The sequence below is a fragment of the Citrobacter sp. EC_71 genome (assembly GCF_019584005.1).
Taxonomy (GTDB): Bacteria; Pseudomonadota; Gammaproteobacteria; order Enterobacterales; family Enterobacteriaceae; genus Citrobacter; species Citrobacter werkmanii.
In genome coordinates this window covers 1-26,719 of sequence record NZ_VDAY01000030.1, presented here as the reverse complement: position 1 = coordinate 26,719, position 26,719 = coordinate 1, and the positions used below count along the sequence as shown (strand labels likewise).

The 26,719-nt window shown below is 46.2% G+C and carries 38 protein-coding genes and 2 pseudogenes; 5 read left to right on the top strand and 35 right to left on the bottom strand.

Features of this window, described 5'->3' with window-relative positions; all coding sequences use genetic code 11:
- Nucleotides 1-2: 2 nt before the first annotated feature.
- The 8 genes from rdgC to FHD02_RS22150 all read right to left on the bottom strand — a co-directional run bounded on the left by rdgC (nt 3) and on the right by FHD02_RS22150 (nt 4,977).
- Complete coding sequence (gene rdgC / locus FHD02_RS22185; RefSeq protein ID WP_007372167.1) at nt 3-986, bottom strand: recombination-associated protein RdgC; 984 nt, start codon at nt 984-986, stop codon at nt 3-5.
- Nucleotides 973-1,203: a hypothetical protein gene (locus FHD02_RS22180; RefSeq protein ID WP_007372166.1), complete on the bottom strand. Its 231-nt coding sequence runs from the start codon at nt 1,201-1,203 to the stop codon at nt 973-975. The genes rdgC and FHD02_RS22180 overlap by 14 nt, the downstream gene beginning before the upstream one ends.
- On the bottom strand, nt 1,200-2,021 hold the full coding sequence (locus FHD02_RS22175) for a Dam family site-specific DNA-(adenine-N6)-methyltransferase (RefSeq protein WP_007372165.1): 822 nt from the start codon (nt 2,019-2,021) through the stop codon (nt 1,200-1,202). Before FHD02_RS22175 ends, FHD02_RS22180 begins: the two co-directional genes overlap by 4 nt.
- A 150-nt stretch (nt 2,022-2,171) precedes the next feature.
- Nucleotides 2,172-3,440 (bottom strand): DNA polymerase III subunit beta, encoded by a 1,269-nt coding sequence (gene dnaN, locus FHD02_RS22170; RefSeq protein ID WP_223307982.1) that lies wholly within the window; start codon nt 3,438-3,440, stop codon nt 2,172-2,174.
- A gap of 87 nt (nt 3,441-3,527) precedes the next feature.
- The gene (locus FHD02_RS22165; RefSeq protein ID WP_009653866.1) at nt 3,528-3,827 is read right to left on the bottom strand and encodes a hypothetical protein; all 300 of its coding nucleotides are present in this window, start codon (nt 3,825-3,827) and stop codon (nt 3,528-3,530) included.
- A 13-nt stretch (nt 3,828-3,840) separates the two neighbouring features.
- Nucleotides 3,841-4,185, bottom strand: coding sequence for a hypothetical protein (locus FHD02_RS22160; RefSeq protein WP_032951317.1), 345 nt, complete (start codon nt 4,183-4,185; stop codon nt 3,841-3,843).
- The gene (locus FHD02_RS24545) at nt 4,175-4,501 is read right to left on the bottom strand and encodes a hypothetical protein (RefSeq protein WP_223227020.1); all 327 of its coding nucleotides are present in this window, start codon (nt 4,499-4,501) and stop codon (nt 4,175-4,177) included. The genes FHD02_RS22160 and FHD02_RS24545 overlap by 11 nt, the downstream gene beginning before the upstream one ends.
- Before the next feature lie 62 nt (nt 4,502-4,563).
- On the bottom strand, nt 4,564-4,977 hold the full coding sequence (locus FHD02_RS22150; protein ID WP_007372162.1) for a hypothetical protein: 414 nt from the start codon (nt 4,975-4,977) through the stop codon (nt 4,564-4,566).
- A gap of 133 nt (nt 4,978-5,110) precedes the next feature.
- On the opposite strand from FHD02_RS22150, the gene FHD02_RS22145 reads away from it, so the two are divergent.
- Nucleotides 5,111-5,458 (top strand): hypothetical protein, encoded by a 348-nt coding sequence (locus tag FHD02_RS22145; protein ID WP_127649446.1) that lies wholly within the window; start codon nt 5,111-5,113, stop codon nt 5,456-5,458.
- Between the two features lie 17 nt (nt 5,459-5,475).
- Here the strand turns inward: FHD02_RS22145 and FHD02_RS22140 are convergent, their stop codons facing one another.
- The 15 genes from FHD02_RS22140 to FHD02_RS22070 form a co-directional block, all read right to left on the bottom strand.
- Complete coding sequence (locus FHD02_RS22140) at nt 5,476-5,790, bottom strand: hypothetical protein (protein ID WP_127649449.1); 315 nt, start codon at nt 5,788-5,790, stop codon at nt 5,476-5,478.
- Between the two features lie 27 nt (nt 5,791-5,817).
- Entirely contained in the window at nt 5,818-6,498 is a 681-nt protein-coding gene (locus tag FHD02_RS22135; RefSeq protein ID WP_007372161.1) for a hypothetical protein, read from the bottom strand.
- A gap of 277 nt (nt 6,499-6,775) precedes the next feature.
- Entirely contained in the window at nt 6,776-7,129 is a 354-nt protein-coding gene (locus tag FHD02_RS22130) for a hypothetical protein (RefSeq protein WP_154050669.1), read from the bottom strand.
- Between the two features lie 55 nt (nt 7,130-7,184).
- Nucleotides 7,185-7,742 carry a single-stranded DNA-binding protein gene (gene ssb, locus FHD02_RS22125; protein ID WP_008786804.1) on the bottom strand — a complete coding sequence of 186 codons (558 nt, stop codon included), beginning with the start codon at nt 7,740-7,742 and terminating at the stop codon, nt 7,185-7,187.
- Between the two features lie 322 nt (nt 7,743-8,064).
- The gene (locus tag FHD02_RS22120) at nt 8,065-8,595 is read right to left on the bottom strand and encodes a hypothetical protein (protein WP_007372158.1); all 531 of its coding nucleotides are present in this window, start codon (nt 8,593-8,595) and stop codon (nt 8,065-8,067) included.
- An 82-nt stretch (nt 8,596-8,677) separates the two neighbouring features.
- Nucleotides 8,678-9,130, bottom strand: a complete 453-nt coding sequence (locus tag FHD02_RS22115) for a hypothetical protein (protein WP_007372157.1) — start codon at nt 9,128-9,130, stop codon at nt 8,678-8,680.
- Nucleotides 9,131-9,142: 12 nt separating this feature from the next.
- Nucleotides 9,143-9,448 carry a hypothetical protein gene (locus tag FHD02_RS22110; protein ID WP_032941601.1) on the bottom strand — a complete coding sequence of 102 codons (306 nt, stop codon included), beginning with the start codon at nt 9,446-9,448 and terminating at the stop codon, nt 9,143-9,145.
- A gap of 5 nt (nt 9,449-9,453) precedes the next feature.
- On the bottom strand, nt 9,454-9,981 hold the full coding sequence (locus FHD02_RS22105; protein ID WP_007372155.1) for a hypothetical protein: 528 nt from the start codon (nt 9,979-9,981) through the stop codon (nt 9,454-9,456).
- Between the two features lie 79 nt (nt 9,982-10,060).
- Nucleotides 10,061-10,945 carry a hypothetical protein gene (locus FHD02_RS22100; RefSeq protein ID WP_007372154.1) on the bottom strand — a complete coding sequence of 295 codons (885 nt, stop codon included), beginning with the start codon at nt 10,943-10,945 and terminating at the stop codon, nt 10,061-10,063.
- Nucleotides 10,946-11,144: 199 nt separating this feature from the next.
- The gene (locus tag FHD02_RS22095; protein ID WP_020996135.1) at nt 11,145-11,546 is read right to left on the bottom strand and encodes a hypothetical protein; all 402 of its coding nucleotides are present in this window, start codon (nt 11,544-11,546) and stop codon (nt 11,145-11,147) included.
- 90 nt (nt 11,547-11,636) lie between these two features.
- Nucleotides 11,637-12,098 carry a hypothetical protein gene (locus FHD02_RS22090; RefSeq protein WP_009653863.1) on the bottom strand — a complete coding sequence of 154 codons (462 nt, stop codon included), beginning with the start codon at nt 12,096-12,098 and terminating at the stop codon, nt 11,637-11,639.
- Between the two features lie 383 nt (nt 12,099-12,481).
- On the bottom strand, nt 12,482-12,817 hold the full coding sequence (locus tag FHD02_RS22085; protein WP_008786801.1) for a PerC family transcriptional regulator: 336 nt from the start codon (nt 12,815-12,817) through the stop codon (nt 12,482-12,484).
- Between the two features lie 8 nt (nt 12,818-12,825).
- A complete protein-coding gene (locus tag FHD02_RS22080) occupies nt 12,826-13,143 on the bottom strand; it encodes a hypothetical protein (protein ID WP_020996134.1) in 318 nt (105 codons plus the stop codon).
- A 109-nt stretch (nt 13,144-13,252) separates the two neighbouring features.
- The gene (locus FHD02_RS22075; RefSeq protein ID WP_007372151.1) at nt 13,253-14,323 is read right to left on the bottom strand and encodes a phosphoadenosine phosphosulfate reductase family protein; all 1,071 of its coding nucleotides are present in this window, start codon (nt 14,321-14,323) and stop codon (nt 13,253-13,255) included.
- Nucleotides 14,316-14,639 carry a hypothetical protein gene (locus tag FHD02_RS22070; RefSeq protein WP_020996132.1) on the bottom strand — a complete coding sequence of 108 codons (324 nt, stop codon included), beginning with the start codon at nt 14,637-14,639 and terminating at the stop codon, nt 14,316-14,318. Before FHD02_RS22070 ends, FHD02_RS22075 begins: the two co-directional genes overlap by 8 nt.
- Nucleotides 14,640-14,761: 122 nt before the next feature.
- Here FHD02_RS22070 and FHD02_RS22065 point away from each other — a divergent pair, with 122 nt between their 5' ends.
- Nucleotides 14,762-15,751 carry a hypothetical protein gene (locus FHD02_RS22065; protein WP_007372150.1) on the top strand — a complete coding sequence of 330 codons (990 nt, stop codon included), beginning with the start codon at nt 14,762-14,764 and terminating at the stop codon, nt 15,749-15,751.
- A 26-nt stretch (nt 15,752-15,777) separates the two neighbouring features.
- Here FHD02_RS22065 and FHD02_RS22060 read toward each other — a convergent pair whose 3' ends face one another.
- From FHD02_RS22060 to FHD02_RS22040, 5 genes are all read right to left on the bottom strand, one after another.
- Nucleotides 15,778-16,182, bottom strand: a complete 405-nt coding sequence (locus tag FHD02_RS22060) for a hypothetical protein (protein ID WP_008786799.1) — start codon at nt 16,180-16,182, stop codon at nt 15,778-15,780.
- Nucleotides 16,183-16,508: 326 nt separating this feature from the next.
- A complete protein-coding gene (locus FHD02_RS22055) occupies nt 16,509-17,060 on the bottom strand; it encodes a hypothetical protein (RefSeq protein ID WP_007372149.1) in 552 nt (183 codons plus the stop codon).
- A 29-nt stretch (nt 17,061-17,089) separates the two neighbouring features.
- Nucleotides 17,090-17,326: a hypothetical protein gene (locus tag FHD02_RS22050; RefSeq protein ID WP_007372148.1), complete on the bottom strand. Its 237-nt coding sequence runs from the start codon at nt 17,324-17,326 to the stop codon at nt 17,090-17,092.
- Between the two features lie 77 nt (nt 17,327-17,403).
- Nucleotides 17,404-17,694 carry a hypothetical protein gene (locus FHD02_RS22045; RefSeq protein WP_007372147.1) on the bottom strand — a complete coding sequence of 97 codons (291 nt, stop codon included), beginning with the start codon at nt 17,692-17,694 and terminating at the stop codon, nt 17,404-17,406.
- A 185-nt stretch (nt 17,695-17,879) separates the two neighbouring features.
- On the bottom strand, nt 17,880-18,281 hold the full coding sequence (locus tag FHD02_RS22040) for a hypothetical protein (RefSeq protein WP_008786797.1): 402 nt from the start codon (nt 18,279-18,281) through the stop codon (nt 17,880-17,882).
- A gap of 356 nt (nt 18,282-18,637) precedes the next feature.
- Here FHD02_RS22040 and FHD02_RS24540 point away from each other — a divergent pair, with 356 nt between their 5' ends.
- On the top strand, nt 18,638-19,321 hold the full coding sequence (locus FHD02_RS24540; RefSeq protein WP_008786796.1) for a hypothetical protein: 684 nt from the start codon (nt 18,638-18,640) through the stop codon (nt 19,319-19,321).
- Between the two features lie 85 nt (nt 19,322-19,406).
- Here the strand turns inward: FHD02_RS24540 and FHD02_RS22030 are convergent, their stop codons facing one another.
- From FHD02_RS22030 to umuD, 6 genes are all read right to left on the bottom strand, one after another.
- Nucleotides 19,407-19,898 carry a GNAT family N-acetyltransferase gene (locus tag FHD02_RS22030; RefSeq protein ID WP_000217395.1) on the bottom strand — a complete coding sequence of 164 codons (492 nt, stop codon included), beginning with the start codon at nt 19,896-19,898 and terminating at the stop codon, nt 19,407-19,409.
- A gap of 170 nt (nt 19,899-20,068) precedes the next feature.
- The gene (locus tag FHD02_RS22025; protein WP_001333498.1) at nt 20,069-20,326 is read right to left on the bottom strand and encodes a helix-turn-helix transcriptional regulator; all 258 of its coding nucleotides are present in this window, start codon (nt 20,324-20,326) and stop codon (nt 20,069-20,071) included.
- A 288-nt stretch (nt 20,327-20,614) separates the two neighbouring features.
- On the bottom strand, nt 20,615-20,995 hold the full coding sequence (locus tag FHD02_RS22020) for a type I-E CRISPR-associated protein Cas6/Cse3/CasE (RefSeq protein ID WP_127649377.1): 381 nt from the start codon (nt 20,993-20,995) through the stop codon (nt 20,615-20,617).
- A 312-nt stretch (nt 20,996-21,307) separates the two neighbouring features.
- Nucleotides 21,308-22,198, bottom strand: a complete 891-nt coding sequence (locus FHD02_RS22015; RefSeq protein ID WP_007372144.1) for a DNA replication terminus site-binding protein — start codon at nt 22,196-22,198, stop codon at nt 21,308-21,310.
- Between the two features lie 149 nt (nt 22,199-22,347).
- Nucleotides 22,348-23,613 carry a translesion error-prone DNA polymerase V subunit UmuC gene (gene umuC, locus FHD02_RS22010; protein WP_009652912.1) on the bottom strand — a complete coding sequence of 422 codons (1,266 nt, stop codon included), beginning with the start codon at nt 23,611-23,613 and terminating at the stop codon, nt 22,348-22,350.
- Nucleotides 23,613-24,029: a translesion error-prone DNA polymerase V autoproteolytic subunit gene (gene umuD / locus FHD02_RS22005; RefSeq protein ID WP_008786793.1), complete on the bottom strand. Its 417-nt coding sequence runs from the start codon at nt 24,027-24,029 to the stop codon at nt 23,613-23,615. The genes umuC and umuD overlap by 1 nt, the downstream gene beginning before the upstream one ends.
- Before the next feature lie 253 nt (nt 24,030-24,282).
- On the opposite strand from umuD, the gene FHD02_RS22000 reads away from it, so the two are divergent.
- Entirely contained in the window at nt 24,283-24,786 is a 504-nt protein-coding gene (locus tag FHD02_RS22000) for a hypothetical protein (protein WP_007372141.1), read from the top strand.
- A gap of 88 nt (nt 24,787-24,874) precedes the next feature.
- On the opposite strand, the pseudogene FHD02_RS21995 reads toward FHD02_RS22000, so the two are convergent.
- A pseudogene (locus tag FHD02_RS21995) lies at nt 24,875-26,440 on the bottom strand (Tn3 family transposase); the annotation flags it as partial.
- A 69-nt stretch (nt 26,441-26,509) separates the two neighbouring features.
- Between FHD02_RS21995 and FHD02_RS21990 the strand changes: the two are divergent.
- Nucleotides 26,510-26,719, top strand: a pseudogene (locus FHD02_RS21990) (IS5/IS1182 family transposase); the annotation flags it as partial.

The following is a 26,719-nucleotide window of genomic DNA, read 5'->3' as shown; positions in this document are numbered from 1 at the left end:
CTTTAATGGAAGGTTTTTTCTGGTTGTTTGGCTTCTGCCGCGACACCTTGTTGTTCGTCTGACGGCGTTGTGATGAGTCCTGGGCTTTCACCCCCGAGGGCTTTTATCATTGTGTCCAGAACCTCCATAACAACAGAGGTAAACAAAACGAAATCGGCATCAAATCTTTGGGCGTGATCTTCTGGCGAAATGTCATCGTTCTGTTCAATAAGTTCTTCCGTAAAGGTCAGTCGTGAAAAGATGAAATTGTCATTCAGGATGAAAAACATCTGGTTCATCCAGCCCAGTGCAACCTTTGTCACAAGCTTTCCGGCCTCGATGTGATGAGCGATCTCATCACATATCAAATCCTGGCGTTTTGTTGTAACGACCCCCCCGTTTTCGAGCACATCTTTGAGCGTGGCTTCGTCGCATAAAGCTAGGCCAGGCGGCAGACTTCCTGTTTTGACCCACTCTGTTAACGTCAGTTCTACCGGCGTTTCCAGCGTGAATGGGATAATTGGAAGTGAGCCAATAGTTTTACGTAGCAAAGCTGTTACATCATCTGCTTTTTTATGGCTGGTGGTCTCAACAAGCAGTAGACGTGATTTAGTATCCACCCAAATGTTTGTAGTGCTGTATTTGCTGAAAGCCTTTGGTATGAGCTCAGCGAGCACGGCATCGTTGACGGCCTGGATCTCCATTTTCTTTAGCCTGCGGTTTTGCTCTTTCTCCAGTTTCTGAACCCGGGTTCGCACAATTTCTTTGATGGTCGCGGGAGGAAGTATTTTCGATTCGTGCTTAACAGTCAGAAGAATGAGATTATTCGACTCATGCTTTAACAGCTCGACATCTTCACCCAATGGCGGGATCCATCCTGACCGTGCCATATCATTAGGCCCGCAGGGAGTGTATTTCAACTCACTTAACTGTTCATCCAGCTTGTCTAATTCCAGAGCTTTTTGGATGCGGTAGACTACAAGGCTTTTGGGTTTAAATTGGCTCATCGTGGCCCTCAGCTGTTGCTTGATTAATTTTAATAAGGTCAGAGACACGCTCGCGGATCACGACACACTCCCAGTAAGTTAGAGGCTTAGAGCTCAGCACTTGTTTAAACTGCGCCACGGCAATATCAGGTGCTGTCCGATATTGTTCGGCGATATCCTGACAAAATTTCTCAGTCTCTGGGTTATGCAGCTTTTCAGAACAATGGAAGCGTTTCATGCCGCAGCTCCCTTTTTCGAGTTATCCGCTAATTTGACCGCGAAGATTTCTGAAGCTTTTTTCCCATCCCCGCTGCCTTTAAATATGCTTCTCCGGGCAGTCACACCATGAATAGCGAAGGCTTGATAAAGCTCACGAATATCAGGCGCATCGTGGCATGATGCGATGACATGAACCCCGCGTTCAGGCAGCAACTGGAGCAGTTTGGTAAGCTCAATCTGCATAGCGGGTGTAAAACCGCTGGCATGGTAAGCCGTGAATCTGCCGGGATTAACATATGGTGGGTCGCAATACACCACATCACCCGGGCGGGCCATTGATAGCGTGGTCTGGAAGCTGGCGCAAAGTAAAGTTGCTGAGGACATTTTCTCAGCCATTGCGTATAACTCTGTCTCTGGGAGATAGGGGTTGGCGTAATAACCCCAGGGGACGTTAAAGATGCCTTTCCGGTTGTATCGGCATAGTCCGCGATGGCCAAACCTATTCAGATAGATAAACAGAGCAGCTTGAGTGTCACTTGCACTATCATGATTATTGAACTGGCTTCGCAGCTCATAATAGGCGTCCTCAGAACGCCCGAGACAGTAAAGGCGTTTAAGCTCAGAAAGTACCTTTTCAGGCGACTTAAAAATACTCTGGTATGTATCGATCAGGTCGCTATTAATATCGGCCAAAATGTATTCTGGGTAATTCGTATTCATCATTACAGCGCCTGAACCGCCAAAGGGCTCAATAAGCCGACCACCTTTCGGTAGTACATGCTTAAGACTTGCCATAATGTTGTGTTTGGCTCCTACCCACTTCAGAACGCTTTTCATTTCATTCTGGCTCCAGAATATTAGGACGCAGTGATCGCGACCAATGGGAGCGAGATGGCATATAGCCATCCCGTCAGGAAGCTTGTTTTAACGTTATCACGCCCATGAAATTGGCTATTTCGAAAAGGCCGACAAAACGAGAGCGTTTTGTCAGACACGGACAGGCATGATGATGTCGTAATTGTTTTTGTTTACTGAAATCAATATGCCGGTCGTTGTATCACGCAAAGCAATCTGTGCGGCTTCTCCTTCTTCCGAACACGCCCCCAGGCTTGCCAGTGATTCCAGGAGGTAATCGGCATTCATACCGATATCAACAATTGTTTCGGGCTCGCCTGCCTCTTTCGCAATGTCCATCACCTCTTTGCAACTGATTGCATTTGAGCCGGGCGACTTAAGCTGTAGGGCGTTGTCTTTGAATGACATCACACAAACACTGGTGTTGTTTGGCGAGCCCTCTTTAAGCAATGGGGTTGCGCGTTTTAGTGCGGTGGTGAGTTCAGAAGGATCAACCTTAAACAGTTCAGTATTTTTGGCTACCGTGCTGGCCACGCGCTTCCAGTCCGGGTAACGGCCATCGACAAGATTTGAAATGACTGTATGGCTTCCGAGCGTAAATGTCAGGTTACGGTTGCTGTAGTCAATTTTGAATTGACCCTGGCTACCGCTCAGGATTTTATGGAGCACGGGGAAAACCCCGTTGGGTAAAATCACACCTGCATTCGTGTTACTGATAGAGGTAGGAGCTGTCGGAGATTGAATCTCATCGCCCACGTCATCGCTGAAGTCGATATCATGAGAACTGACGGCCATACGATGTCCATCAGTGGCTACAGCAATAAATTGGCCATTATCGATACCGAGGTAGACCCCATTCATATAAAAGCGGACATCGTTCTGAGCCGCAGCGTGGCTGACACGCTTGATAATCTGACTCAGCATCTGCGTTGGAAAGTAAACGCTGTAATTATGTTCCAGCGTCTCAGCCTGAATTTCGGGTATATGGTCTAAGCAAACCGGGATGTTATAGGAGTTTTTGTCGGTGCGAATGACAAGATGGTTTTTTGCCGCATGGAAGCGGACGTTAATTTCATCTTCGCCGCGCATGTTGCGGATTAAAGAAAAGAGTTGTGTTGCAGGTACTGATACGTCCATATCACCATTGCCCCCCGATACCGTCCCTTTACTGGTAATTTGGGCAGAGTTTAAGTCAATGCCAAGGGCAGAAAGACAATCCCCACGTAACCGCAGCGTGATCATCTCCAGTACTTTCATTGCAGGAGACCGGCGAATAACCATACACGGCATTTCGATAATTTTGAGAAGTGCTTCAGCAGAAATATCAAACCCTGGAAGCTCTTTAAATGATAAGCGTCTTGCCTTTGGTTGAACTGCGTCTATTGTAGATGCGTCTGTCATTTTACTGTCTCCCATAATTATCCGTGTTAAATTAATCGTACCCCCGGTCAATCAAGTGACGAATAGCAAATTATGAAAAAATGAAGTTTATTTGTGGTGACGGCGATAACCTAATTCAAACGCGAACTGCCATTGGTATTCATTTAAAGCACATCCAAGAGATGTGATGGCCTCAACAATTTCCTTTATAATGAGGTTGCCTGAATTCAATCTGTACTCGTAGTACCAACCTATATCAAATGCGATAAGCTGGAGGCGGAAAAGATGGATCTGAGGAACGTAACCAGTAACGCCGCTAAGCGCTTTTATATAAATGAGTTCCCCTTCCATTTCTGATAGAAAAACCATGTCAAGAATATTGGACGCGAAATTCGTCATGGTGAACATAAATTGAGCCTCTTTATTGAGCCTCGCGTAACACATCGGATGCCTTAAAGTAGCCGAGTCGGTGCATCATTTTATTGATCTGACCTACTTTGCCATCAGACCCTTCATACTTACTCAACCGGTGAAGTAAGATACGCATGGACATCAACACACTGTCTGATGCGTTATCACCACGGGTAAGTAGTTTATCAGTACTATCTGAGTATGACCCCGTAAGTGCCGCGCTCACCAAATCACCGGCAATAGCATCCGGGTGGCACAATGCCATCAAACCGATAATCAATGCCTGCCGATTAAGTTCCGTTTCTGTCAGGCCTGTTTTTGAAGTGAGTTCTGCTAGTAAATTATCAGTGCTCATTATCATGCTCCTTTTGCTTATGTTCTCCCGGTTGAATGGCGGAAGAGTCTTTACTACTGCGTGAAAATACATCCGCGACCAGAAATTTAGCTTTCTCTGAAGGACTCATAAATTTCCAGAGTTCATCAGGATATTCATCGTCATGCTTTTCAGATTTTTTCAATCGGGAGATTCCTTTTAATTTTGCAGCCATGCGGCTCCGTCCATACGGACGGATTGGCATTGTAAAATTTTGCTGCGAACTATCAATCAGACCAGTAAAGTGACGACCCATATAAATACCTCTAAGTGCAGTAGTTATTTTTTCCCGATTCAAAGCTCCGCCTTTAACGTCATACTACGGGATAGCATTACTGCAACGAAATATTCAGGGATTGTTTACGGCGTTTTGAAGGTGTTATCCATTACCGTTTTACTTCTCGCTACCCAGTCGTTTGCATCACTGCAATTGATGTTTGACGCTACGACCTGACGGGCGGATGTATAGATTGGACTTGCATAACCACCATTCCCGGCAACTACCAGACGGATACTGTTGAGATATGCGTAAACAGGATCCTGTAGGATTGTAGAATCGATGGATGCCTGCTGTTTACAGCTATCGCTACGCATCTTTACTACATCAGTTGCGACCATGACGCATTCAGGACATTCATTTTTAAGCTGAATGAACTGAGTTGGTGTCTGCCCCGCTGCCGGACTTCCATCTGCTCTAAGAGGAATATTGGCTTCAGCAATATTGATGCAGAAAGTCGATCCCGCAATTAGCGCCAGCAATAATTTCGTTTTCATATAACCTCGCCTTATTTAATTCAGATTTATCGAACTGAGCTTACTGCTTTAAGTGGTGAGTAAGAAAAAAAAAGGGTGACAAAACGGGGGGTGTTTTTTAACCTTAATCATATCCCATATGATTAGGTTGATTATGAACAATGCCAATATGCAGGGAGATGGTACTGAACATCGCCTGGAGCGCTTTTCCCGTATTCAGAAGGATGCGTTGGTACTTCTTCTTTTGTGCAAAGAAAAAGGCACTGCGATAGTGCCATTCACCAGGTTGCTGGGGTTTATTAACTCTGTTCCAGACAGCCAGGATGTAGCTGAGCCCAACCTACGTAAGTCACTCAAAACATTGCAGCAAAATGGCTATGTATGGAAGTACCGGAACAAAAACGATCTTACAGTTTCATTTGAGTTAACTTCATCAGGAGAACTCCAGGCAACTTCATTTCGGGTGCGAAGATTAGAGGCATGGGGCCAGGCAGACGAGTAAAACTCGTCTGCTGGTGGTTACACAGAAAGATACTTTTTACTGATAGTTAAAGCGCTGCGTCGTTTTAATGCAAATGGACGATTATCAGAAAGTCTGGAAGCATTACCGGCGCGAATGAATATGCGTTTCATCCTGCGGTCAAAATGTTCTTCTGACCAGCCGAAGGGATACGTACCCTTAATACCATCTATTGGCCCGGCAAGAATGCGAGCGGTTTCGCTACGAAGAGTACTTCCCCTTAAACCAAATGAGCTAAGTTTATTTCTTATCAGACTTACAGAAAATTTCCTGGGTTTTAAAACACCCTTAATACAGTACAGATGTTTACTCATAGCATTACCCTTTTATTATGGGAACGATTAGCTGCGCTGCATAAAGTCGATGGATTGGCGTTTGTTTTCTTCGATTATCTTCATTGCCTCTTCAAGCCATCCAGCATCTTCACCCCGGCTGGTTAGCTCTTTGTGCTTTAGTTTGAGTGCAAATACTGCGTCATCAGCACCGGCAGTAAACAATTCTTGTCTGACTTGTTGTGTGCTGGTTGTACCATTTATAACACCAACCATATAATTCACGATATCAATAACTTGGGGGAGTAAATCTGGATCCTCATGATTAATCTCCTCGATACTGACAAACGGCAGTAACCGGTCAATCAGCATATGGGCTAGGTTGGTGATATTCAGCAGGAATAGGTTATCGTTCTCGGTGTCGCTTTTGCTTTTTACTTCTGATGCGGTAAACGACTGAACCCGGCGATTGTATTCGCACTGCCACTCCTTACAGGCACTGATCATCCAGTTCTGTATCTCTTCATCAGAAGCGTTGGATGATGGAATGTCCATCGCAGCAGGGAGAACTTGATCCCACGGGTAAACATGAGAATCAATCATCACGCCTTCCGCGTTACGCATTAACTCAGATAAAGCCACTATGATGCGGCGCATCAGATGGTTTTCAGTGAGGAGAGTAAACTCTTGTTTCGATGCACCAACGAGCTCGACGTTGAGTCCTGTCAGCGAGTCGTTAGTGTTTGGCATAGTAACAGGCCTCCTGCCCTAAAAGATGATTATGAACCAGTCCGTGGTCGCAGGGTTTAGTAGTGCCAGTCAGCGTATCCGATTTTACGCTTTCGTCTTGATCACCAGTGTTCACTGAGGGTAGTAAAGTTTTGACGACGTTTTTCATAAAGACCTTATACTGTCATGACAGTCGTATGTAATTTTAGATAAGTTCTATAAGACATCTCAAAAAATAATGGTAATCCGCGAGCAGATTACCATTCAGGCATTCATCAATCATAATATGCTACGGTTATTATTTTATAATACCGCACTGCTTTGCTATCTCGATAACATCGCCATTTTTTATGATGATACCCAGAGTTTGCGCATCCTCAATGTGTCTAGTGGCGCATCCACCGACAGCTTTAACCTGCTCGATGAGACGGTCTGAGGCAGCAGCAGTATACGCCAGTGTACTGTCTGGAGTGTTGAGACTGAACAGATAAAAGCCTGAGACAATTCCCAAAATTACCAGTAGTCCACTTCTGAGTATCGCCGAAAAAAGGGCCGCAACGCAAATTGCACCACCGGCATAAATAGCAGCCTGGCCATATGACATAGACCCATTTTCCAGTATCGTCTGGAGTGCGTTATTGAATTCATTCACGGCAATAATTCCCCATTAGTTATGATACAAATTAAAACAGATATGCTGCTAATCATTAAAAGGCTATCTCAGTTCCATAAGCACCAGTGCTTCCTGGAACTTCATCCTGATTTCCCAAATAATAATTTTCCATTGTTGGGGGCGAGTTGCGTGGTGTTGCTGGCCTCGCGTTCGTGTTTTGTGGCCTGCGGCTATAACTGGTATTCTGCCGGTGATCCTGCCCACGGTTCTGCTGGAGGTGACGACTCACCAGTTTATTACCGCCTACATTGACTTTGCGAAGAACATGCCCCTTCACGGGGTTGACAAGTACGTCCATAAAGAAGCGTTCTTTACCATCCTCCTTGATTAGGCGGGTACGCAATTGGGCCTCCAGGTACACTCCTGTCCCGACATGAAGATGATTGCGGGCCACATCAGCAAATTGACCAAGCAAAATGATCTGATAGTGTTCTTCCGTAATTTTCTCCAGACCAGATTTATCCTCCATTGAGGACTCAGATGTTGTTACATAAATCTTTGCGTAGATGCCGTGGGTAGGGTGTTGTCGGATTTCAGGCTCACGGCCTACAGTACCTTCGATAATTACTTTGCTATAGCCACGATTAGTCATACACCCTCCCCAGCTCTGTATCGGATGACATTATTATCAGCCTGTCCGGTCTGGTGACGAATGGTAATTCGTTAAATAATTGCACTGCACATCCATAAAAATAGTCAGGATATTAAGTTTGTGGTGAGAAGGACGGCACATCAGACAAAAAAAATCCCGGCCAGGCCGGGAAAGGTGATCTTTATGCCAGCGTACTCGCCAGCGTTCTCTTTGTTATGTCCCCATACTAAACATGTATGGCCCAGAGTGAAACAATTTTTGAAACCTGCAATGAAAATACATTGTGTTTCCATTTTGTTTACCTGAAAAGAGACGAAATGTATTATTGCTTGAGATGCCTTTTTGCCATACGTTTTAGGGTTTGGAGTATTGTTTGGTAAGCAGCGAGTTCATTTTTGTACTCAGCAATCTCCGTCTCATTCTTAACATAGTCGTTTTCAAGCTTAGCTATAGTATCAGTGTATTCTTGCATACTCTGTTCAACTTTTTTTGTTGCTGTACGAAACGCAGCGCTTTTAGTCGTTCTGATACCAACGGGGAATGTTTTCCCGATTTCCACGTCATGTTTATAGAAACTGCTGATGCTTGTATTCCAGACGCTTGGCTTTTTGTCGCTAGGCCGAATTTTGATAAATGTGATTCCAGGGATTTTATCCACAAGAAAAACAGTTTTTTCACTGCCTTCTGCCGCATTCTTTTTCATTCGAATTGTTTTTACGCCAACTTCTATTAATTCGACGCTGGTTTTTATTTTCGACGGGTTGTCTACGTCCATATCAATAAATACCCGCCAGCATGACTGGCCCTCTTTTATCGATGAAGGACACGCTTGTGGAAAATGGTCTTTGTACATGGTAAACCCCAACCACCTGAAATATGTAGGATAAAGATTAAGGGCATTTATGCTGCTTACGAAATTCGGGGCGACTCACTAATCACAGGGTGCGCTGGATTGACTCTGCGGCCTGTTGCCTTAGTGCGTTGCTGATACCAATTGCTTCAGCGAGATAAGCAAGATTATCCACCAGCACACATCGTGTCCCGGAACTGAGATCTCCAGTTACTCCCCAGCGGAGCATTTCACCAGGAGCCGGTTCATAATTATCCAGTTCACACTCAGGAAGGTCTACTGGCTCTCCCAGATAATCAATTAAGACCGGCCTGATATCGCTATATTCGGCATCAATACCAAGTGGCAGATCTTTCCTGACATATTGCCTCAGAACAAATAAATCCCTTTCGCTACATTGAGGGAAAATTCCAACCGGCAAGTTTGTGATAAGAATAGCTGCACCTTTTGAATCGCCAATTTCCTGAACGAGTTTTGCGGCGCACCAGACCGCCCCCTTCAGGAACTCCAGATTTTCATGCGATTGCTGTAATGACATATGACCTCTTTCTTATTGTCTGGCCCGCTTAAATCCATCGTTGCCATATGATTTAAAATACTCAGTAAACCCCTTATCGCTTTCACGAGTGTCGGCTGCGGCTTTTGAATTTGCCTCTTGCATGTCTCTTTCGCCTTTTTCCTGGCTGAGTTTCATGAAAGTCTTAATGTTATCGTCATTAGGGTCAGCCAGTACTTTCTGATAAGCCTTCTGGTAGCGCTCATCCAGGCTTAACCCTATTCCGAGACTCTGGCATCCGCTAATGCCGGTTATGAAAGCAATGATCAGAAACTTTCGTAGGTACGCACATTTCATCATTACTCCTACCGGGATGACCCGAGCATTTTGTTCCAGGCCGTAATCAGTGACTGAATCCCAGAAGTGGGCACAGGAGCAACCCATTTACAGCAGCTGAACCACAGGCGGTTAAACCGGTGAGGCATTTTCGTGATGTAGTTTTCCTTATACTCAAAGTTGTATTTATCACCAACGATGCGCGGAACTTCTTTGCAGAACGGACAGCGTTGAGCACCCGCGCTCATTTCAGGAACGATGATGAACTCGGTTTCCCCCAGCGTATCTGGATCCCACGGTTCGCGTTCACGCCAGCATGTGCCTTCTGGGAGCACGATATTCTCGTCGCATACGATGTATTCAAAGGTGGGAAATAACAGTTGATGAACACCGTGTTTACGCCAGCGCACTAACGCCAGAAACTCAATATGTTCTGAGCTATCGGCTTCCCGGGGAACAATAAAACGGTATACACCTGCTTTAGTCGGTAACCCTTCGCCCCGGATGCCAACTGGAGTCCAGCTTGGTTCTGTTGAGATACGGCGTAGTGCAGTCATAGTTACTCCCATTAAATTTTCTTCGTTCAATTTCCAGAATGAATCGATCTTTAAATCACTCTAACGGTAACTATTCCGATTACGAAATTCCGTTACCTTTAGGAATGATCGTGTTAACAGCCAGCATTGCATTTTTGAAGAAGTGTGCATTGCTACTTCTTAACTTAACAGAAGCATTAGAACTGACCGGGCTCAATGCCAGTAATGCGGTGCTGCGTCCCAGCCAGCGATAATATGAGAATAAACCCCACGAATTCAGGAATTCTCGTTTCATAATTGACATCAATTCAGATCTATCAGTCTGGTTAACTTTTGGGAACGTAATGAAAACTGCGCTATCCGGGTTCCGGGACAACCAACTGAAAACCTCTTCATTGGTGTAATAATACTTACCTTGCGTAAACACTCGCCCATTAAATCCTAATCGCACGACTGAGGACGGTATAATGTTATGGCAATAATCGAGCATGGGATATCCCATTTTCATCTGAGCGATATCAATGCGATTATCGCTCGGAATGCTTGCAGGTGCATTTGCATTTTTGAAACCGCGAGTACTGATCGAGTAATGACCGTCATCTGCATTCTGATAAACCCAGAATGGCTTGCAATACTCTTCTGAGTCTATAGCGGCTGTAAGATACGCTTCATCATAACTTTCAAATAACTTTTTTACTTTAGTCTGGTGGTCTGCAATATTTCTGGATTGAAGGTCTGGCCTGATTTTTAAAGGAATAGAATACACCGGTTCAAATGCCTTGACCGTATGGCCAGAACTCGTATGGTTTAGCAAATACCCAACCCACTCACGTTGAATTCCTTTTCCTATATACTCGCCGCTGTTCGCCCCTGCGTTGGTATCAAAACGCACGATAGATGTTCCACGCGCAGAAAGCATATTTTCAAATTCAGCACGGATAATGTTGGTATTTTTGCTAGTTAACGAATTCTGGAGATCATGCATATGTAGCCACCATTCATGTTTCAGCTTCGACTCTCACTATAATCACATGTTGAAATTTATTGTTACAGTGAGAATGAGGACGTTTTGCACCCAAAAATAAATAGCTTTTTCAACCGCAATTTGTGGGCATAAATGGTTTTTCTTAGCGTAAAAAAATAGCCGACTATGTCGGCTATTGTGACGATTCAACAGCTGGTGGTCAGAAAATGCACATCGAGGCGTATGCCGTCTTCTGGGAAACTTCAGTAGGGTTACGACCAATGAAAATACTACGGTTATTTTCTTTCTCGCTACGCATGAAGCGGTAGAGGTGGATGGCTACTCCATGAGCTTTCTGCACATCACGTCGGTGCAGCACAAGGTGCATTCTTTTTGGTGGTATGTGTGGGAAACGTTTCGCCAGAATTTGTCCAAGCACGTTAAGTGATTCACTGTTCTCGCGTAGCTGGTAAAGGTCTTCCACGATGAAAAAGATGTTATTCCCCCTGTCGAGTTCGTCAGGTACGGGGCACACTTTTAATCGGCACTCGATGACTTCACAACTCCAGTCACGATGAGGCAGAGACATGATGATGTTTTCTTTCTGCAAGACATTCGACATAAATCCCACCTCACGGTAAAAGCTGTATCAGTTTAACTCCCAAAACCCTTCGGCTGTGGGTTCTGCATTACGCACCGGCTCTCAGATTCCTTAAGGCTTTGATCCAGTATTATTCTTGAGAAATTTGAGTTCAGAACTACCCGGCTTCCCTTTTTGGGCCGTCTTGATAAATTCCCGCTCTTTGAAATACCACCGTTCAACAATTTGTGAAGATAGCGTATTGGATTCCAAGGCATAAGCCTGCAACTCCCTCCATGCAGCTATGTTATGCGGTTTGTATTTTGCCAGCTTAATATCCAGTTCTTCTTGCCAAGATCTGGCGCGTTTTGTAAAAACCTTTCGACCCAGCATTGGGAAAACCAAGAGCCCTGCTATATTGCCGACGAACTGTACAGACCAGTCAGAGGTTATGTAAAACCATATCCCGGCATTAACCGAAACCAGAACCAATAACCATGTTCCATACGCTCGCTGAAATGGAGGGAAGCAGTTATCTCGCCACATTCGAATACTTTTTCCAATGCTGTTCAGCAGGTTTTCGTTTGTTTTCATCAGTTATCTCTGTTCCTCTTCAGCATAGGCCGTTTGTATCAATTCAAACCTGTTCACCCTGACTACTTGAAGAACTATCTGATCGGTAATGCACCTAACCGGCGTAGTGCATCAGTAACCTCGTCTATGCCGAATAAAGACATTGGCGGGACTTTATCTCCAGAGATTGAGCAGGCTGTACACAATGCATTGTATGAGCTTACTCGTTCACGATGTAGAGACTGAAGGCTTACGATCAACAGATCTCGCTCTGGGCCCGTGGTAGCTCCTATAAGGTCAAATAAACTTTGTTTAACCACTTACGTAATCCTCCGTCAAAATCAGTCAAGAGTGCGCTCATTCTCCTCAGTTTCATTTTTTAATGAACGGAAAAGGTCGACAAATCAGGCGGTATTAAAGACACCATCGTCTTTTAGTCCCATCCGTGTGTATACATCATTAATATGCTTGTGAATATATTGAAGATCACTTGCCTGCTCATGCTGTCTGATACGGTCTTCATGGCGAGAATTGGATAACCGAATGCAACGTTCCCGTTGTTCAACAATGTACTCAGTACACTGGGTATGTTCAAACATGACCTCTCCCCATTGCCTGGCAGCGCGGAGATACAACCCTCTTTCTTCCAGGTCCCGGGCAAGTATCACCGATTTGGTCGCTGGTATCTGGTACATTTCTTCAGCGAGCAGGAACGCTGCTGCACATTTTCTTTGTCCCATATCTACCTCTACCCTTTGTATAGAGTCGACATCTGGGCAGAAGTGAATGAGATTAACTCTTCAACCTGCCATTCGCTGATACTCTCCTGGTGGATAACCGAGTCCAGAAGTGAGCAGAAGACCCGACCTTCACAGAAGGCATCGAATAAGGTTTGCCAGGCACCGGCGAATCGCCCGGCCAGTTTACTTCGCTGACGTTTACTGCGGCAGCGATGCAATTCTTGCTGAAACAAGGATTCGTTTTCCGCACTGCTTTTTTCATGCAGAGCATCCCATAACTGGTTGAACCGTGTTTCAGTACAATTTCTGGCCGTTACCATCGTCATAATATTTCCTTCAGAGGCGGTTAAGCCTGTATCAATGTTGCTATTTGATATCTATTTTCCACGTAATATTCAGGTGACGAAATCTCAGCTATAAATCGCTGATGGCTAATTAGTCTGACCCGCATTTCTCCCGGTTGTACGCCCCACCAGGTAGCACCCATTCTTTTGACATGTTAATGACGGGCAATGTATAGACCGGATTTACCGCTTGCAGCAGCGCTTCCTCATCCGTGATATTAATAGGAGAAATATTCTGGCTTAGATCCAGAACATTTATTCGTTTACGACTGATAGTGACCCCAAAGCGGTTTTCATAGTTGGCCATTGCGTGAATACGCTCGGGGAAATAATGTTTGATGGTTGCCCATATGCGAGCACTGTTGTATATACACGTTAAGCATGAACTGCGACCCCATCCAAGACGATACGGTACTGGGGCTGTAACACGATGTTTTGCTAAAATCTCCCAGACTTGTTCTTCAGACCATTCAAGTACTGGCCTCCAGGCATCAACTTGTCTTTTTTTGCAACTGCTGGTATGTGGCTCCAGTTGTAAGTAATTGAATCTATTAGAGCTTTCCGCTCTCCTTTCCCCCGTAATAAAAAGCACCTTTTTTCCGTCAAAGCGTCTCTGATTTGTGAGTGCTCGCCGACCAACATCAATTTTTAGTGCTGATGAGCACCAACGTGTTTTAAGGCTTGGTGATTGCTGAGGGAACCGAAGTCGCGTGGCGGGAGTGCTTCGCTGGATATCACGTTCCGCGATTATTAATCCATCTGGGGTTTCGATACATTGCGGGCGACTGTAGCCATTCTCTTTCAGCATCTCACCTTCCATTCCTCCCTGAAGCCAGGAGAACATCAACGGTATCTGAAATGTTGAAGCTATTTTGCGGTTGTAGTCGGCCATAAATGGCCAGTCCATTAAAGTACTTCCCTCGCGGCCATCAACATCGTGATGCCAGAGTTCCACCCTGGACAGATCGACCCCGATGTCAATTAAGTGGAGAAGGCAGGCTATGGAGTCTTTTCCGCCGCTAAGGCAAATGATTATCACGTCATAGCAAGATATGTCGATATCTGGAGCGTTCCTGTACGTTTGTCCTGATAGTGGCGTGGTGATGCCTGCTATGCTACTCAGTGCAGGAATAATAAAGTTATCGTCGATTAAATCACTCACTTGCCGCGCTCCTGCTCTGAAGTGAATTTGTCAGAATCGCAGCAAGTCTAGTCTCGCCTAATGATGAGGCCAGATCTGATAGCGCTAGTTTACCTGCTGCTTCCATACCAAGTGCCTTTACTCGACTGGTATCAAGAACTGCAATTCTTTGGCCTGTTGCCTTACAGACAAGCGCATATCGACATACGCTTAATGTGCGATGGATGATGAATGAGAACATTTGATTGTCGATTTGTGCGCTGAATTTGCAGATCACATTTACTTTATGCGTCAACCCATTCTGGATTATGATTGTTGCAACATCGTCTTTAGGCATATCTACCTCCGGCTTTTTACTAAGCCTAATACGACGCTAACAGCTGACGAAATTTGCTTACAGATATAACTTTCACTGCAAATATCGTGTTATGAGTGACTGATTACTGCTTTGGAGACAGAATGGATTTTTCTAAAACTACTGTAGTGAAACCCGGTTTAATTGGTGATAACAACGCGTATTGGGCGATGCACTTTTGCTCAATTATTGAAACCCTTTATGATAATAACCGGATGAAGGTACGTTTTAATTCCCCTCTCATGGGGAAACATACACCAACAATGAGAAACCTAGTTTCATTAGCTGGTGAAGGATATTTTTCTTTAATTAAAGATCAGTTCAGAAACTTCGGTCTACAAAATTTGCTCTGCCACTATCTGATGAGTTATGAAGGTAGAGAAGTCTTAAATACTATACTTATTAATTTGTCTGATTATCGCAATGTCGATATCCTCGCTAATATGAGCCAGTTTGGTGTATTCATTAGCTGCCGTGACTTTAGAAGTGGCACTAATTTTGCGGTAGAGCATAATCCTTATCTACTTGGCCATGAGAATGTCTTTTATAATTCAGTTTATAATAGCTTAAAGTTTGCAGATCTATGCATTCTTTTCCGTATGAGAACGAATCCTAACCAAGAATCAGCTACTTTGTTTGGCATTCTTGGAGAGGTCGAAGGAAACAATGGTCAGGACTTGAAGAGACCGGCCTTCTGGGGAAGGAAAGGTTTGTATTTGTCTTTTGGTATTGGAGTCAATCCTAAACCCAAGGGGGAAAAACGTTCTAATCAATTTCAGCTTAATGACTGTACTTGCCAGTGGGTAAACGCTGCTGATGGTTATAAATTTGTCGCTATTTTTGAGTCAGAACACCATCTTGTTACAGATTATCTCGATGCAATAGGTACTATTGAACACCTTAATAAATTTGGCCCCAACCATCCTTTTCTAACACATTATCCAGCTCGGCACATTCTAAACATTGTGAGAGATGGCTGGGATAAATCAGTTGATATATTGATTACTGAACTGCGACGTTATCTTGCGCCTAACGAATTAGCTTCGCTAGGAACAAATCCAGTAATACCCTTTATACCCTCATTCAAACATTAAAATAAATGGGGCTACGGCCCCATTTTTTACTCACGATATAAGATGTAATAACATTTTCTGACCTGCATACTGTTGTTCAGGTAACCACAAAGTGCTTCACGACCATCCTGACTACGACCTATCCATAGGCCAGCCAAGCGTTTATCTGGTTGCTCAGACAGTATGAAAATTTTGCTGTTAATAAGACCAATGAATGGGCGTTCTACTCCCTGGGGGACTACAAAATTCCCCAGCGGTTTGTAACTTTCCAGGTTCAATACGATCGCAGCTGTCTGGTCACTGGAATTGTCAGCATCGTCCTGTTGCTCGCTGGCAGCAGGTTGTTGGTAGTTTTGAGAAGGCTGCTGAGCATAGAAATCGTTCGGATCGATCGATTCTGCGCTGGTTATGAAGGGCAATAGTGCTAAAAGGCCAAAAACAGCTTTTTTCATATGTCCACCATAGGGTTATGCGTTTAAATATGATTAGGCTATCAGTACCAATGCTGTCAGGCTAAAAACAATGGGGACAAATTGAGGGCTTTTATGTTGTGTTTATTGCTATTTTTGTCCTGCAATAGCATCTATTTCACACAATACACAGTGACATTTAGCTGGTGGCTCAAGTCGTTCGAATTGCGTCAGATTATGCAGACGTAATCGAGGTATACGTCTGACAGCATGATGGCCACACGAAAGTTCAAGAAACCAGATTCGTCCGTTACGGCTCCCGTCCTGAACCTTTACGTTTACAACTTCTCTCCATATGCGAATCATGGCTAACCTTCTGCCGGGCTCGGTGGTTCATCGTTGTCCTGGGTAATTTTAACGTAATCACCCTGATTGATAACGATTACTTCATTAAGATGAGGGCTGTAACGTACCCTCTCTACTTCGTCGAGATAGTCCACATGTCTACGCGCCTTGTTATTCGAGAAGCCGAGCGCTTTCCCTATTGCGTGAACTGATGGCCCACGGCCACCATTTCTGTTCATGTATTTTTTGACATACGTGATGATTGCTTTCCTGTCACTGGTCATGTCCGGGAGTTCGGCAATGTCATCATGACCTTGTCCTTTCGCTACGCGCAGCGTCATAGACTTTCTTTCACCATCGATAATGATTCGTCCCTGGTCATGCAACTGCCGGATACGCCGGGAAACGAGCCCTTTTGAATACCCCAGAGAAGAACAGATCTGCTCGTAAGACGGTGCTGCACCCTGCTCTTTGATTTCTGTCACAATGAAATCAAAGAGCCTGTCCAGGTGGGCATTTGCTTTTGGGGCGTTCTGTGCTTTTCCAGAAACACTACCGGCGTTGTCTTCAGTCATATCCCTTCCGTCCAGTTGGTGGTTGTTAATTAATGCGGGCTATCGACGTTCTTCGTCGAACTGAGACTAAAAGGCACGACGTCCGCTTTTACATCAGTTAAGGAGTGATTACCGCAGAGTTGCCCTTTAACTTTAGTCAGGCCCACCAGCGCATCCTCAAGCAGTTCTGATTCCTGAGATGTCACATTACTACCCAGTTCCATACCGATTTTTTCGCCCGCGTCCTTGAGGATACTGATAGCACGATCGATAGATTCACTGTACATAATCGCCACCTTGTTCGTTTTGTTAACATAGCCAATTAGTGCGTGTTCAGCTATAGCTGAGTTGTTTTATCACCTGTTTATGCGGCCCTTTTTCTTGCCAGGCAGCGAGCTAAAACCCGTTCCCTGGCTTCATGCTGCTCATCGATACAAAGCTGAATTCCCAACCCCAGGATGTAACGCTCCTGAAGTTCTGCCGGATGGAGGAAATTGAGCGCGGTGAAACCAGCTGGCACGGAACCATATTTGGCCAGGCTGTCTTCGTAACGTCGCTGGGCTATTTCACAAATTAAGTTATATTGAGCAATAGCTGCCTCACGTCCAACTTGATTGAATATTTCAACCGCCAGGACTTCCGAACATGTCTGCATTTTTGCATCCGTTTTGTTTACCTGACATCAGTATCACCCCGATGTGCTGGCTAACGAAATTTACGGATAGATGAATGTAATGAGGGGAATAGAACGTAATGGAATGTTTATACTGAACCCAAATTATGGGGAGCTTGATAATCAAATGTGGAAGTCTGTTGAGAAGCAGACTTCCAGACTTGGTATTAACTGGTTTTCTGACTATTAAGCCAGCTGATTAGCTCATCTTGCGTGTCAAAAGACGCGACAAAGGTCTGCTCCTGATCAGGACGTTGTGCATCCCTTATCGCTCTGAATGGAGCTTCACCGCTATAGTAGAATATTGGCTCCGCACGGCGTTTGACCCATGCTGATTGCTCGCGCTCTGCGAGCTCGCAGGCTTCTTCGTAATTGTCCGCTACTCCCAGCACTGTCGAACGATCCCAAGCTCCTCCATTCAGGCATCGAACAGTGATTTTCCCGTCCGGGCAAGTAATGCCATATGGATGATCCCACCAGGCATCAAGCTGAGACTTTGAGCGCTTTTCATTAGGTGTATCGTCGAAGTTTTTAGGTAATACCGGATTAAGGGGTATGCAGTTTGGCACTTGGATTCTCCCTGTAGCCTGAATCTACAAATAGGCAGTAAGCAATGTTCGTCAGGTTAACATGTACCTCCTGTTAGGTAATTAAGTACTTCGTTCCATTTTCGATATTCGCGTTATCTGACTCATTTTCTCCGACTTCAGGAGATCTCCATGCTGCTACGTAAGCCATGTGAATCAGGCTTGTTTTTCGCCCCGCTTTGACCCCATTTCCATGATGTTCTCAAACCTCGCGCTGTTACAGTAGGACAACTGCTACTGACGAGGTGAATATGACCAGATACCTTGGATACTGCGCCCTTGCGCTCCTTACCGTCCTGCCGACCGCTTCGGTATATTCTGCTGTACAGAATGATACAATGGGCCTATACGCTCCCGATCCCAGCTACACACCTGACATCCAAAATTCAGCACCTGTAACGCCTTCTCCGGGGGATGACAGTCTGTACAGTGATGACGTACCCGATTCATCTACCGCTCCAGAAAGCACCATTACCCCCCTGAATAGCTTTGATGTTATGTCTTTTTCTATAGGGCCGGTAAGCCTGCGGATGACAGCTTCTGAAGCGATCACTGCTATCACTGACAAACTTGGCCAGTCTGCTGGTGAAGAAATTCAAAAGCGCTACAGTAACAACTCATTGAATAGTATTTTCTGGGGAGATGCTCACCAGGAGACGGTGGTCTATTTTATCCCCGATACGGCAGTTGACCCCATTGAGCCGGTGGCTTACAAAATCCGCTTTTCATTCAGCAACCCTGATCTCTTACTGAAGTCGGCGATCGAGAAATATGGAGAGCCTTCAGTCTCTGATGCCCAGAGAGGTCGTTATATCTGGTGCAAGGCACTGGCGGAGAAAACGAATAAGTGTGATGACAGTAAATCTGAGCTTACGCTGACAACGCGAGAAGTTGAAGACACTGGCATCCTGACTCTCAGCGACCCAACGGTCTCATTTGATGCCTCGCGGACTGCAACGGCCACCCCGGATAAAGACCAGGCTGCGACTGAAGATAACCAGGGGCCATTGCCACAGCTCTGAAGTCGTCCGTCGCTGTCCAGCATCCTTTTGCAGGATTACTAAACCGACTGAATTCGTCAGCCGGTTTTTTTATCTGAATTTTACATTAGCGTCTGAAAGTACGCTTTCCAAACGGGCTTATCTCTTTGACGTGAAAACCCGCATTAGTCAGCATCCTGGCCATGACAACTGATGCAGGAAGACAGGATGCCTCCACTTTATGGCCGGGAGTAGCATCCAGAATACTTTGCAACATGGAGCGCCCAAATCCTTTTTGTCTTTGACTCCTGGTAACACCAAACATCCTGATTTCCAGATGTGAAGCAAGTCCATTTGCACCATTTTTGCCCGTCAGTAGGGCAAAACCTATCGCTGCGCCATTATGTTGAGCATCAAAGACAAACAAGAAATCGGCGCAATTCTCTCCCCGTTCCCGCCTGGCAATGGCTTCTGAGATCTGACTTTCGAACTGAGACAGTCCGTCATCATCATCAAAGTTAAAATACCCATCCCGCATACCGTCGCGAATCACCGCTATGATAAAGGGAACATCCTGTTTGGTTCCAAAGCGCATTTCAGGGGCAGATAACACCGTCATCAGTTTGTCTCTCGTAACCGTTATTATTCCATCAATTTGATTACATGGAGGTAAAGAGGTCAATAGAAATGAACGGGGTATTTCGCTGATGACCATTTGATCGGTGTTAGTGGTTTCAGTAGCAGAGCCAGGAGGTATATAAGGCCAGCAAAAATGCCAGCCTTTTTCATTTAAACCGGTTTTCTTATGATTCTCTTGATCGGCATTCCTGCCTTATCAAAATATCGGGTTGGCCATATTTCTTGAGGTTCTTCACCAATTGCATTAGCGATGATGATCTCGCCTCTAGGCCAGTCACGTGTCAGTGCATTTGCCAGAGTGCTGCTTGAAAGACCGTTAGCCCTACTCAGTGAGGCAAGTGACAAACCTTTCTTATGTAGCGCAGCTATGATGTCTGCCTTATGCCAGTCCTGTTTTTCCATCTCCATTTCCTTTGGTGGTGAATCGGAACATGGTTTGCAGTACCAGCTAATGACGACTGGCGAGCCGTAAGGCTCCCACGCCCCGACCCACCATTGACAAAAAACAGGCGAGCGAGTGCGAACCGTTCAAGTACATGAACGGCGTGTCATTAGTCGGGGCTGCAAATCCCCACTCTTACGATTTAGTAAGGGCTACAACAGTTTACAGCATTTAAAGGGTGTATCAGAAGTGTTAATGCCGTAAGTTTGCGAGTCGGTTTGAAATTCAGATAATAACTATGCTTAATGGCCTGTTCAGGAAAGCACTTCGATGCTGTTCATATAGCCAAAGCCGAATATCCGCTTTCTGCCGATCCCGAAAGCGTATGCCTGTTCAAGTGCGCCGACATCTTCAATCACGCATTCAGCATCGTACTGGCTCATCGGTACAATGATCTTGTGGGATGTACGGCCAACGCTCCCGGGCTTAATAATATGGAACTTGGTGCTTCGAACGATACGTAACCGTCCACAGATCACTCCGGCCCGTTCCAGGTGATAGTGGATATAATCCGGGAGTTCATGGGCAGGTGGACAAATCTCTCTTTTCCGGCCTCCAGCTTCCTCGCGTCGAATAGTGGCCAGCGAGCCGCAGATTCGAATTTTCTGGCCAGACACAAACATGATTTCCTTCATGACTTCGCCAGGGAGCCCGAGTGCAACAGCCGTTCTCAGAACAACCTGGGTGTCGGAGGCACTTTGTTTGCGAGAGTAGAAGGTGTATGGGAGTCGCGACCCAGAACGTTCCTGGACTACCTTATCCAGTTGCTGGTGGATCCCATACACGTCACCTGGGGCGATTCTGAACCTGAGCGCACATTCAAAGTATTTCACGCCACATTCCTTGCTGAACATAATGAATTTTCAATATTAGTTTCAGGGTATGGCATGGACGGCGAGTGACGAAATTATGAGGGGGGAATACGGCCAGTCCTTTGGCCGGTGTGGTCAGAGAATCATTTCGATACTTTCGCCGTGGAATATACCGATCACATCTGTCTTGAGGCGGTTACTCCTCGGCTTTACTTCATTGGCCACGAACTCTGGCAATGGCCGAATTTTCACGTGCTCATCCTGAATGATAATGAACGGCATAGATGAAGCGGCAGAAAGACGCAGTATCTGGTCGGGGTGTTCAGGATCAGCCATCGCGATGTTTGCAGCTGGATGCACTTTAACCGGACGGCGTAAGCGAAGCTTTTCTTCCGGTACACGCGCAATAGCCTTAATCAACGAGTTGAGTCTGACTGATTTATCTTCATCTTCCTCGATGTCCTTGCCCATCTTCTGGAGCAACTCGATTTTGTTAACCCTGCTAAAAAGCGTCTTTTGCCTCCAGCCGAAACTGACCAGATTGACGTTAGCATTATCAAACATACGCAGCTGCCGATAGAGATGCAGGGTCATGACACCAGGGCAGGCGCTATGCAGCGCGTTGAAGCGCATGTATTCCGGTCGGCGATCACCACCGTAGTTTTCGATGATGTGGCGTTGAATGCTCTCTTTATGCTGGTTGATGGATGTCACCAAACGGGTAACCAGCTGAGAGAATTCCGCATCTGTATTGTCGTACCATAATACGCCGGTAGTGCGCCGAGCGGACTTCTGCGAATAGCCATCCCTGATATGCAGGTCAGCGTATGCCGCGCAGGCAGCATGGACAGCATCGTGTCCCTGTTTCAGCTCAGGCATGATGTGTTCGATGGCCATATCTTCTTCGCCATCAGCAACGGCTGGCAGGACGCAGACACTCGCCTTGAGCGGAAGCCGGGAACCCAGCACTCCACGAAGTTGTGTGATCTCGCTCTCCAGCGTCTGGAAAGTTGTTGAGATATTCATTTCTATCCCCGAAAAAGGGCTCTAAACTCCCTCCGCTGCACGGAGGACTGTATGTACATACATACTCATAACAAGCGAAACCGAGTATATCAAGTTCGTTTTGTTTACAGACGAATTTTATCGATGACGAATGAAGTTTTCACTGCTGATTAGCCAATCCTGACGCGAGGGATTTCATTAATGTTAGTGAGATAGGATGGTGACAATAACTCCCGCCGCATCGTCCAGTCTTTGTCGATGCCCTGGCCCGCAAACCATAATTTCCCCCGACCTGACCGGTTAATTCTATCCATCACGCCCATCAACGCTTCACCATTGGCAAAGAGTCGGTTCTCACCAAACAAATCGAGCTGGCTGGTGGCGCTATCATAAAAGTCAGATAGCATCACTCCGGCTTTATGGTATCGGTATCCCTCCTGCCAGATATGCCGGAGCCCTGCGACCGCAGCCGCAATGATTTCCCGGGTATCGGCGGTGGGGTTTTCCAGCTTGACTGTCTGCTGGCCACTGTAAGGGGCCGTTTTCGAATAGTAACTTGTGCCAATAAAAACCGTTATGCAGCGACAGTATTGCTTCTCTTCGCGCAGCTTCTCGCCTGCACGTTCGGCATACTCACACACCGCCTGGTGCATTGCTTCGTAGTGCTCTATTTTCTGGCCGAATGAACGCGAGCTGATGATCTGCTGCTTAACCTTCCTCACCTCTTCCAGGGCTATGCAGGACTCGCCATTCAATTCGCGCTGCGTTCGCTCCAGTACGACTCCAAATGTGTTACGGATAAGCGATGTTGGCGCATTGGCCAGATCGAGAGCAGTCCTGATGCCCATGCTGTTCAGTCTGGTGGCATATCTCCGGCCCACCCCCCAGACATCGCTTACGTCAATATATGGCAATAATTTACGTTGTCTTTCTGGACTGCTGAGATCAACCACTCCGCCTGTTTTAGTCCATGTTTTTGCAGCTTTATTTGCTAGTTTTGCCAAAGTTTTAGTTGTCGATATGCCCACCCCCACGGGTATATGGGTGCTCTTTAATACGGTTTTCTTTATTTCTCTTCCATAGTCATCAAAATTATAATTTTTCTGCATTCCTTCAAACGAAAGGAAAACTTCATCAATACTGTAGACCTCAGTATTACTGGAGAATTTAAATAATGTCTCACACACCCTACGGGAGATCTCCGCGTACAAGGCATAGTTAGAACTGAAAACATGTACACCGTTAGCTTCAAAGAATGCTTTCTTCTGGAAGTACACGTCACCATTCTGGATACCTAATTTTTTAGCTTCCGCTGAACGTGCCACGACCATGCCATCATTGTTCGAAAGGCATACAATTGGCTTGTTCACCAGATCGGGCCGAAAGACTCTCTCGCAGGAGGCGTAAAATGAGTTGCAATCCACCAGGCAGAACATCACAAGGCCTTGTACACGATGAAGGTCACCACGCCAAAAATGGCCAGTTCTTCGCCTTCTTTCAGATAGATCGGTGACATCCGGCTATTCATTGGCAGTAGCGCGGGAGCCGGGCTTAGCTGCAACCGCTTAATGGTGAAATCACCATCAACGGTCGCAATCACAATATCCCCCTCTTTCGCCTCAAGTGAGCTATCCACGATGACCAGATCGCCTTCGTGAATACGTGCCTCTACCATCGATGAACCTGTTACTCGTAAGAAGTAGGTTGCAGATGGATGTTTGATGAGGTGAGTATTTAGATCAATAAATTCATCAACATAATCGGAAGCGACTGAAGGGAAACCTGCGCTGACAGGCTCAACGAACAACGGGAATTGGCCTGGTGATTGTTGTGTCACTGGGATAAGTTTCATAATGCTCTGCTCTTCGTGGTGCTGTATATCCATACAGTATTATAGACAGGAGCCAGGAATTTTCGCACCTCCTTTTCCGAAAGTTATTTTCCGCTATCACTCTTCAGGTTTTTCTTATCACTTGTCCAGAAGTGGGTAACTGCACATAACAAATTGCAACCATATGATTCCTCAGTTCATTTTCAGAATTTACTCGTGCTTACTTCGTATACAATTCGGAATTTATCCGTACATTTTATAAGGAGTAATAACGATGAAGCAGTTTACAAATGAAGCAACTCAACAAATGCTGGCCGACTTTGACAAATCCCCTTTCTCTGACGCTGATCTGGCCGCAATGGATGTGGATGCTCGACAAATTATTGAGCAGAACGCTGAAAGGGATCGCCAACACCCGGTAACAGCAATCTGGCGTGTTGCGGTCGAGGGAAGCCTGACTGCGCGAGGTGGTGTCGTAACCGCTGTTGATAGCGCCAGGGTTATGGATCTAGGCAACGGTCAAATGGTCAAAATCGCAGTGGAGGGTGATGCAGTCACTTATACCGATGGTTCATCTGCACGGATTGTTTCAAGCGCTGGCCAGAAAGCTACACACTTCGAGAAAGGGCTCGCGCTGGTGGGCAGCGTACTGGATAACGGGGATGAAATTGTCTCGACCCCGCAGGACAGATTAGTGCTGTTATCGCGCAAAGGTATGGCTGAAGCCCCCGACTTTCTGGCAATACCCGGAGGCGTGACTCATGGGGTATCGAACTAACAATTATGGCCGGGGCCAGGCGCTCCACGGAGATAAAACCACCACAGGCGCGACCGTCCTTACTTGGGGTCAGTTTGGATATCGAAAATTATTGTACGTTAAGGCTATTTTTTGACCTTTCGACTTTAGCGGGTCTCAACCGACGAAACTTACCGGAAGCCGGTATCCGGTTGCTTTTCCAGATATAATCGCCTGTCAGATTGATATGCTCCCAGCCTAGCGGGGACAAATGCGACAGCAATTGATCGTTGATCTTCACCCCTTTACGCTTCAGGGCATCGACCGCTCTTTCCATATAGACGGTATTCCACAGCGAGATAGCTGCCGTCAGCAGCGTCAGTCCACTGGCGCGATAGCTCTGATTTTCCGGTTTACGATCCCTGATTTCACCCAGACGGTGCAGGAATACCGCGCGCGCCAGCGCGTTACGGGCTTCTCCTTTATTCAGTCCCGCCTGGACCCGCCGACGAAGTGCCGGATCGCGGAACCAGTCGATCATAAACAGCGTTCGTTCAATACGGCCAATTTCTCTCAGTGCTTTGGCAAGTCCATTTTGCTTTGAGTAGCTGGCAAGCTTTTTCAGCATCAGGGATGCCGTCACTGTTCCCTGCTTTATCGAGGTTGCCAGACGCAACACTTCACGCCAGTGAATTTCGATCTCTTTCAGGTTCAGGCTGGTCGTTGATATCAGTGACTGAAGCGCCGGGTACTGGTCTGCTTTCCCTTTGATAAACAGCTTCTTGTCATGGAGATCCCTGATTCGCGGACAGAACGCAAATCCCAGCAGATGCATCAGGGCAAAGACATGATCGGTGAAACCCGCGGTATCGGTGTAATGCTCCCTGATTTTCAGGTCACTTTCGTGGTACAGCAAGCCATCGAGAACATGGGTTGAATCCCTGACCCGACTTATTATGCAGGTGTAAAACGGGCTGTATTGATCCGAAATATGGGTATAAAACTGTCGTCCGGGCTCCTGCCCATATTTCGGGTTAACCTGTCCTGCGTAGCGGCCAGTGCTGCCTGTTCTGAAATTCTGTCCATCTGATGATGATGTTGTCCCGTCTCCCCAGAATGCCGCCAGCGGCCTTTTCCCCTGCGCGTTTACCAGTTCTGCAAGGGCGGCTGAATAGGTTTCGTCGCGGATGTACCATGCCTGAATATCTTCAAGTGATGATTTGGTACTCCCGGGGCAGGCTTCTGCCATTTTTGTCAGGCCAAGATTGATGCCATCCGCAAGAATGGTGGTGAGAAGCAGGCGGGTATCGGGACGGGTAATGTCATTTTTTATATGCGAAAAATGTCGGGTAAACGTCGTCCAGCCGTTTACCTCATCGAGAATTTCCGTGATTTTAGGGCGCGGTAGCATGCTGTAAACCAGCTCTGCCAGCGGTGAAACCTGCGCCGGTACGCAGTTATCCAGCGGAGAGACTTTTACGCCCCTGTCGGAAATTTCCACATCGGGCAGTTCACCAAGGGCTGCCATGGCATTGACCTCTTCAAGTCTGGACTGAAGCAGGGTCATACGGCTGGTAATGTACTCATGGTAATCAGCAGATACGGGCAGTGGCAGCGCCGGAGTGAGTTTGTCAAAGTCCTTTTCGGGAATGAGGTAATCATCAAAATTTTTGTAGCGCCGTGAGCCTTTAACCCAGGGAAGGTGCGAACAAGTTCCTGATATGAGATCATCATATTCATCCGGAGCGCATCCCAGAGGGACATCATGAGCCATCAACTCACCTTCGCCGACAGTGAATTCAGCACTAAGCGCCGTCAGACCCGAAAAGAGATTTTCCTCTCCCGCATGGAGCAGATTCCGCCATGGCAGAATATGACCGCTGTCATCGAGCCGTTTTATCCCAAGGCGGGCAATGGCCGACGGCCCTATCCGCTGGAGACCATGCTGCGTATTCACTGCATGCAGCATTGGTAC